The sequence below is a fragment of the Peptidiphaga sp. genome, assembly GCF_057238965.1.
In genome coordinates this window covers 611-7,809 of record NZ_DBHHEV010000080.1, presented here as the reverse complement: position 1 = coordinate 7,809, position 7,199 = coordinate 611, and the positions used below count along the sequence as shown (strand labels likewise).

The 7,199-nt window shown below is 66.9% G+C and carries 6 protein-coding genes; 2 read left to right on the top strand and 4 right to left on the bottom strand.

Annotated features, from left to right (window positions below; translation table 11 throughout):
* Nucleotides 1–150: 150 nt before the first annotated feature.
* From ACO48X_RS09095 to ACO48X_RS09085, 3 genes are read right to left on the bottom strand one after another with little or no spacing between them, the layout of a single operon-like run.
* Entirely contained in the window at nucleotides 151–714 is a 564-nt protein-coding gene (locus tag ACO48X_RS09095) for a DUF1003 domain-containing protein (protein ID WP_485001770.1), read from the bottom strand.
* A complete protein-coding gene (locus ACO48X_RS09090) occupies nucleotides 707–1,972 on the bottom strand; it encodes a magnesium transporter MgtE N-terminal domain-containing protein (protein WP_485001768.1) in 1,266 nt (421 codons plus the stop codon). The genes ACO48X_RS09095 and ACO48X_RS09090 overlap by 8 nt, the downstream gene beginning before the upstream one ends.
* A 9-nt stretch (nucleotides 1,973–1,981) precedes the next feature.
* Complete coding sequence (locus ACO48X_RS09085; protein WP_485001767.1) at nucleotides 1,982–3,466, bottom strand: aminopeptidase P family protein; 1,485 nt, start codon at nucleotides 3,464–3,466, stop codon at nucleotides 1,982–1,984.
* A 138-nt stretch (nucleotides 3,467–3,604) separates the two neighbouring features.
* Here ACO48X_RS09085 and ACO48X_RS09080 point away from each other — a divergent pair, with 138 nt between their 5' ends.
* Nucleotides 3,605–4,450, top strand: a complete 846-nt coding sequence (locus tag ACO48X_RS09080; RefSeq protein ID WP_485001766.1) for a PHP domain-containing protein — start codon at nucleotides 3,605–3,607, stop codon at nucleotides 4,448–4,450.
* Nucleotides 4,447–5,061 (top strand): MarC family protein, encoded by a 615-nt coding sequence (locus ACO48X_RS09075; protein ID WP_009199013.1) that lies wholly within the window; start codon nucleotides 4,447–4,449, stop codon nucleotides 5,059–5,061. Before ACO48X_RS09080 ends, ACO48X_RS09075 begins: the two co-directional genes overlap by 4 nt.
* Nucleotides 5,062–5,165: 104 nt before the next feature.
* On the opposite strand, the gene ACO48X_RS09070 is transcribed toward ACO48X_RS09075, so the two are convergent.
* Nucleotides 5,166–6,743: a DEAD/DEAH box helicase gene (locus tag ACO48X_RS09070; RefSeq protein WP_485001765.1), complete on the bottom strand. Its 1,578-nt coding sequence runs from the start codon at nucleotides 6,741–6,743 to the stop codon at nucleotides 5,166–5,168.
* Nucleotides 6,744–7,199: the final 456 nt, after the last annotated feature.

Sequence of the window (7,199 nt, the reverse complement as noted above, 5' to 3'; positions counted from 1 at the left end):
TCGGGGTCGATGACGCGTTCGAGCGCGCCGCACACTTCGTCGAGGCTAACCATGGCAACCATCGTACTCGCCTGGTCAATGCCCCCTGTACCCGCCTGGTCAATGTCCCGGCCCGGGCGAGTGGCTCGGGTCACGGCTTTCGCGCTCGGCCTACGGCTCGTCGCGTTCGGCTTTGAGTTCGCCGAGCTCGGCCTGCAATTCCGCGATGCGCTGATCGCGCTCGGCCAAACGGCCTTCGCGGTCGCGGTCGAACTCTTCGAGCGCCACGCGCAGCTCGGAGCGCACGAAGTCGCGCGTGGCTACGTCGCCCATGCTCATGCGCAGGCTTGCGATCTCCCGGGTGAGGTACTCGGTGTCAGCCAGGTTGCGTTCGGCGCGCTGCCGGTCCTGCTCGGCCATCACCCGGTCGCGGTCGTCCTGCCTGTTCTGGGCGAGCAGGATGAGCGGCGCCGAATACGAGGCCTGCGTGGAGAAGGCCAGGTTGAGCAAAATGAACGGGTAGGGGTCCCACGACCGCCCGGCGAGGCTGACGAGCACGACGTTGGCGGCCACCCATGTCACGACGAAGATCGTCATGTAGAGGATGAACTTGGGGCTTCCCATGAACCTCGCCGTCGATTCGGCGAAGCGGCCGAAAGCGTCGGAGTCCTTCTTTCGCCGCAGGTGCATCCTGGAGCGGCCGGTCCTCTCCAACGGCTTGTCGAAATCAGACATGCTGGGCCTCCACCGCCTCGTCGGTCACGTCGTCGTCGGCGTCGCGCCAGTCCTCGGGCAGCAGATGGTCGAGGACGTCGTCGACGGAGACGGCGCCGATGAGCGAATCGTCGTCGACGACGGGCAGCGCCGTCAGGTTGTAGGTCGCCAGCAGCCTCGTCACCGTGCCGATTCCCGCGGAGGCCGAGATGGCCTCGATGTCGGTGTCGAGGATCGTCCCGATCATCGCCGAGGGCGCTTCGCGCAGGGCGCGCTGGATGTGCACGACGCCGAGGAACCTGCCCGTCGGGGTCTCCAGGGGCGGCCTGCAGACGAACATGATGGCCGCCAAGGCGGGCGGGATGTCGGCGCGCCGCGCCGAGGCGAGGGCCGTGGCGATCGTCGCCTCGGGCGGAAGGACGATCGGCTCGGTGGTCATGAGGCCGCCGGCTGTCCGCTCTTCGTAGGCCAGCAGGCGCCTGACGTCCTGGGCCTCCTCCGGCTCCATGCGCTCGAGCAGCTCGGCGGCCTGGTCGGTGGGCAGCTCGGCGACGAGGTCGGCGGCGTCGTCGGGCTGCATGACGTCGAGGACGTCGGCCGCCCGCTCCATGTCGAGACTGGAGAGAATCTCGATCCTGTCCTCGTCGCCGAGCTCCTCCAGGATGTCGGCCAGGCGCTCGTCCGTCAGCTCGCTGGCCACCGCCTGCATGCGCCCGGCGGGCAGCTCGCGCAGCACGTCGGCGACGTCGGCGGGCTTAAGCTCGTTGATCTGGGCGAGGATCGAGACGTTGCCCTGGACCGCCGCGGGATTCATGAGCCCGGTGACTTCGCGCACGGGCACGGTGAAGGACCGCTGGCCGCCGACGGCGCGCTTGCCCGTGCGCACATACAGCGAGGTCAGCTGCCATTCGCGGGGCTTCGTCTGGGTGATGGCGACGTCGATGACGACGGCCTCTTCGTTCGTTTCGCGCAGGTGGACGTGGCGTTCGATGAGCTGGGCGAGCACGAGCGTCTCGGCCGGGCGCTGGGAGAAGCGGCGGATGTTGACGATTCCGGTGGTGATGACCTGGCCGTTGGCTATCGAGGTGACGCGGGTGAGCGGGAGGAAGACGCGGCGCTTTCCCACCACCTCGACGACGAGGCCGACGGCCAGCGGATCGCCCTTTAGGCGGAAGAGAGCGACGACGTCGTAGACCGTGCCCACCTGGTCTCCTATGGGGTCGAAGACGGGCGTGCCGATGAGCCTTGCCGCGTATACGGTCTGAGCCTGCCGCTTCATAGATTCCTCCTATCGTGCGACGGACGCCATCCAGGCCTCGATTTCGGGGATGGTGCGAGGAATTCCCTCGGAGATGCGAATGGCGCCGGAGTCGGTCACCACGACGTCGTCTTCGATGCGGACCCCGATGCCGCGGAACCTCTCGGGCACGAGAAGGTCGTCTTCGCGGAAGTACAGGCCCGGCTCGATCGTGAAAATCATACCCGGTGCGAGCTCGGCCTCGACGTACATTTCGCGGCGGGCTTGCGCGCAGTCGTGGACGTCCAGGCCCAGGTGGTGGCTTGTGCCGTGGGGCATCCAGCGGCGGTGGAAGCCGCCGTCTTCGGCGAGCGATTCGGCCGCGGTCCCCGGGAGCATGCCCCACCCCTCCAGCCTTGCGGCGATGATCTCCATGGCGGCGTCGTGGACGTCGGAGAACTTGCAGCCGGGCTCCTGCGCGCGGGCGAAGGCGGCGTCGGCCGCGTCCAGGACGGCCTGGTAGACCTCGGCCTGGGCGGGGGAGAAGACGCCGCTGACGGGCAGAGTCCTCGTGATGTCGGCCGTGTAAAGGGAGTCCATTTCGACGCCGGCGTCCACCAGGATGAGCTCGCCGTCGCGCACGGCGCCGTCGTTGTCGATCCAGTGGAGCGTGTTGGCGTGGTTGCCCGAAGCGGCGATCGTGTCGTAGCCCAGGCCGTTGCCCTCTTCGCGGGCCTTGGCGTGGAAGGCGCCTTCGACGACGCGCTCGCCGCGTCTGTGCCCCTTGGCCCGGCCGAGCGAGGCGAGGATCGCCTCGAAGCCCTCGTGGGTGGCGGCGACCGCCTTGCGCATCTCCTCGATCTCAAAATCGTCCTTGACGAGGCGCAGCTCGGCGAGGGCCTCCGCCAGCTCTGTGTCGAGCTTCGCGCAGCTCTCGGCGATTCTTGCGCTTTCGCGCAAATCGATCACCTGGGCCTCGACGGCCGCGTCGACGCCGGAGACGACCGCCATCTGCACCTGGCCGAGGTCTTTGGCCAGGGCGTCCCCGAGGGTGTCGATCGCGGCGCACTTGAGGCCGGTGAGCGTGGACATCTCCTCGAGCGAGGGCCGTGCGCCCACCCAGAATTCGCCGTAGCGCGCGTCGGCGTAGAACTCCTCCGACGATCGCGAGGCGCGCGGATGGAAGTAGAGAGTCGCCTCGTGTTCGTCTCCGACCGGGTTGAGGACCAGCACCGAGTCCGGTTCGAGCTCGCCGCCGAGCCCCGTCATGTGGGCGAAGGCCGAATGCGCGCGAAAACGATAGTCGCAGTCGTTGTTGCGCACCTTGTAGCCGCCCGCCGGCACCACGAGGCGCACCCCGCGAAACCGTTCGCCCAGCTTCGCGTGGCGCGCCGGGAGGAAGTCGGCCGAGGCCGAACGCTCCGGCCCTTGCGGGCGGGGCCCCCAGTTCGAGCCGATGAATTCACGGAAAGCTTGGTTGCGCGGTTGGCGCGAGCGGTTCGCCCCGCGCTCGGAGACGTTCTCTTTTGTGGTCATGCATCCATTGTTCCAGAGTTGCCGGGGCGCGGGCACGAGGATCGGCAGCTGAGCGAGCAATGGCTGCAAGGCGGGGACCGGCCATGGGACGGGGCCGAGCCGGGGCATAGGCGTTCAAAGCGGCGCGAAGGCGGCGTAGTGTTGTCTGCCGTGATCGATCTGCACACTCACTCCACGGCCTCCGACGGCCGCTCGACCCCCGCCGAGCTCATGGTGGAGGCGGCCCGCGCCGGAATCGACGTCCTCGGGCTGACCGACCATGACACGATCGCCGGATGGGAGGAGGCGGCGGGGCAGGTCGAAGCGACGGGCGTCGCGCTCGTCAGGGGGATGGAGCTCTCCGCGAAAATCGACGGAATCTCGGTCCACATCCTCGGCTACCTTTTCGACCCCGACGACGAACGGATGACCGCGCACGTCGCGAGGATGCTCTCCGAGCGCCGCGACAGGGCCGTGCAGATGGTCGCCAGGCTCGCCCGGGACGTCCCCGTCACGTGGGAGGCCGTCGAGGCGCACGCCGGGGCCGCGACGCCGGTGGGGCGTCCGCACATCGCCGACGCGCTCATCGACTCCGGCGTCGTAGCCGACCGCCAGGAGGCCTTCGCGGTCTACCTTCGGCCCGGCAGCCCCTATTACATCCATCACTACGCGCCGCCCGCGGCGGAGGCGGTCGAGTGGATTTCGGGCGCCGGGGGAAAGGCCGTCATGGCCCATCCCGCCGCCTCACGGCGCGGGAAAACCGTCAGCTTGAGCAGAATCGAGGAACTGGCCGACGCCGGACTCTTCGGCCTGGAAGTGGACCATCGCGACAACGTCGATCGCGAAGAGCTCGCAAAACTAGCCGAACGCCGGGGACTCGTACGCACGGGCTCCAGCGATTACCATGGGACGGGCAAACCGAACCGATTGGGCGAAAATACCACTGCTCGGGAGGTCCTCGACGCCATTTCATCTGGAACTTACCTGGAGGTGCTCAAGCCGTGACGGCATTCGACGCCAGCCTTTTCTTCACGACGTTCACGACCGTCTTCGTCATCGCCGACCCGGCTGGAAATCTGCCGGTTTTCATGTCGCTGACGGCGAGAATGACGCCGAACGAGCGAAAGAGGGCGGCGTGGCAGGCCACTCTCACGTCCCTCGTCGTCCTCGCGGTGTTCGCCTTCTTCGGCCAGCAGATCCTCCGCCTGCTCGGCATTTCGGTGGCGTCGATGCAGATTTCGGGCGGCTTGCTTTTGCTCATCGTCGCCATGCAGCTGCTTTCCGGCCGCGAGGAGGACCCCGGCAAGCCGGGGGCGACCAACGTCGCCCTCGTTCCCCTCGGGATTCCGCTTTTGGCAGGCCCCGGCGCGATCGCCGCGGTGATGCTCGCCGCCGACCAGGCGGCCGGAAAGGGCGTCGGCGGCGTGCTGGCGTGCGTTGCCGCCGTGCTCCTCGTCCATATCATCGAGTGGCTGACGATGCGCTTCGCCAACCCGCTCAACAGGATCCTGGGCGAGGGCGGAACGATCTTCCTTACGAAGATCTCGGGCATGCTGCTGGCGGCCATCGCCGTCCAGCTCATCATCAGCGGCGTCACAAGCGTCGTCAAAGGCTAGGCGAGGCCGGGTCGCCCGCCGCGCCAAGAGATTCGCCGGCCTGCGGCGGGCGCAGGCTTCGGCCTTGCGGACCGGCGTAGGCGGCCCGCGTCAACCGGGGTCTGTCAGGACTCGTCCGTGCGGCGAATCCGCTTGCGCTGCCTGTTGCGGCGCGGGGCCGCCTGCGGGTTTTCCTTGACCGGCTTCTTGCGCTGGGATTGCTCGTGCTGGCGTTGCCCCGAGGGGCGTTTGCCGGATCCGGAGGACGAGCCGCGCCCCCGCCTCCCGTGCGAGCCGCCGCGCCCCTTGCCGCTGCGCCTGCCCGTTTCGCCCAGGTCTTCGATGTACTCGGCCGCCAAGCCCGCCCGCGTGCGCTTGTCGCGAGGCAGCTTTCCCGTCGCCCCCTCCGGAATGTTGAGGTCCGAGTACAGGTGCTCGGAGGTGTGATAGGTCTCCAACGGCTCAGGCTGGCGCAGGTTGAGGGCTTTGTCGATGAGAGTCCAGCGCGGGAGGTCGTCCCAGTCGACAAAGGTGACGGCGGTCCCGGACTGCCCTGCGCGCCCGGTGCGGCCGATGCGGTGGATATACGTTTTTTCGTCTTCGGGGCACTGGTAGTTGATGACGTGGGTGACGTCGTCGACGTCGATGCCTCTGGCCGCGACGTCGGTGGCGACGAGGACGTCGACCTTGCCGTTGCGGAAGGCCCTGAGCGCCTGCTCGCGCGCGCCCTGGCCGAGGTCGCCGTGGAGCGCGCCGGCGGCAAAGCCCCTTTCGGTCAATTCTTCGGCGAGGCGTGCGGCCGTGCGTTTCGTCCGTGTGAAGACGATCGTCAGGCCGCGGCCTTTCGCCTGGAGGATTCGGGCGAGGACCTCGGATTTGTTGAGGGCGTGGCAGCGGTAAACCACTTGGCGCACTGATTTGACCGTCACGCCGGTGTCCGAGGGGTCCGCTGCGCGGATGTGGGTGGGCCGCGACATGTACCGCCGCGCCATCGCGACCACAGGCCCCGGCATCGTCGCGGAAAAAAGCATCGTGTGGCGGTTGGAGGGCGTGGAGGCCAAGATTTTCTCGACGTCTTCGAGGAAGCCCAAGTCGAGCATTTCGTCGGCCTCGTCAAGGACGACGGTGCGAACGCAGGTCAGGTCGAGGAAGCGATGCTTCATCAGATCGACGAGCCTGCCGGGAGTTCCCACGACGATCTCTGCCCCCTCCTTCAGCGCCTCCTGCTGAGGCTCGTAAGCGCGCCCCCCGTACACCTCGACGATCCGCAGGCGCCGCCTGGCCGCGGCGGCGCGCAGCTCTTCGGCCACCTGCTTGGCAAGCTCGCGCGTGGGCAGGATGACCAGGCCCTGCGGCTTGCCGCGGGCCTGAACGGGTACGGACTCCCACCCCTCCTCATCGATTCCGGCGGTGTTTTCCAGCATCGGAATGCCGAAGCCGAGCGTTTTGCCCGTTCCGGTCTTGGCCTGCCCGATGATGTCGTTTCCCCTGAGGGCGACAGGCAGGGTGAGCGCCTGTATGGGGAAGGGATGGGTGATGCCCTTGTCTTTCAACGCCTCGACAATAGGCGTCGAGACGCCGAAATCGGCGAAAACGGTCGTGGACGGAAGATCGGCCCCCGCGGCGGAGACGTCGGCGGCGGGTTCGTTTGTTGCGGGTATGTGCACCCCGGAAGAATCGATGATGCCGGAGCCCTTGCTCATGCTTTTCCTTTCAGTGCGCGCCTCGAGGCGCTCAGTGCCGTCGGCCGATAGACGCAGCGCGCAGGAGCGTCCGCGCGCTCGTGGATGTGCGAATGGCGAGAAGTTCGGTCAACACTTGGCTTTTTGAGTTTACGGCAACCGGGAGGCACGGGAAACCGCCGACACTTTTCGCGAACGCGCGCACGCCCGCGTAACGCGTCAGAAAGCATCAAACGTCAAGCTCGTTTCAGTGATTTTGGTTACATAACTTCGTGCATATTGGGCTTTTCTCAATGGACACGCCTTTTCCCGGTTGTATGACCACTGCTACATGGGTATGGTTACCCATTCGGAAGGGTCGAGACAGGTCCTCCCGAAGGATAAATTGAGATCAATCCTTCCACTCACTCCTCACCAAAAATTGCACGTCATCGCGGGCAAAACTGAATGGAAACCTTATGCACTACCTGCCTTTAG

Bases quoted from the DNA above. Each gene is read 5' to 3' on its own strand.
- ACO48X_RS09095 (WP_485001770.1), bottom strand. From the start codon at position 714: ATGTCTGATTTCGACAAGCCGTTGGAGAGGACCGGCCGCTCCAGGATG.
- ACO48X_RS09090 (WP_485001768.1), bottom strand. From the start codon at position 1,972: ATGAAGCGGCAGGCTCAGACCGTATACGCGGCAAGGCTCATCGGCACG.
- ACO48X_RS09085 (WP_485001767.1), bottom strand. From the start codon at position 3,466: ATGACCACAAAAGAGAACGTCTCCGAGCGCGGGGCGAACCGCTCGCGC.
- ACO48X_RS09070 (WP_485001765.1), bottom strand. From the start codon at position 6,743: ATGAGCAAGGGCTCCGGCATCATCGATTCTTCCGGGGTGCACATACCC.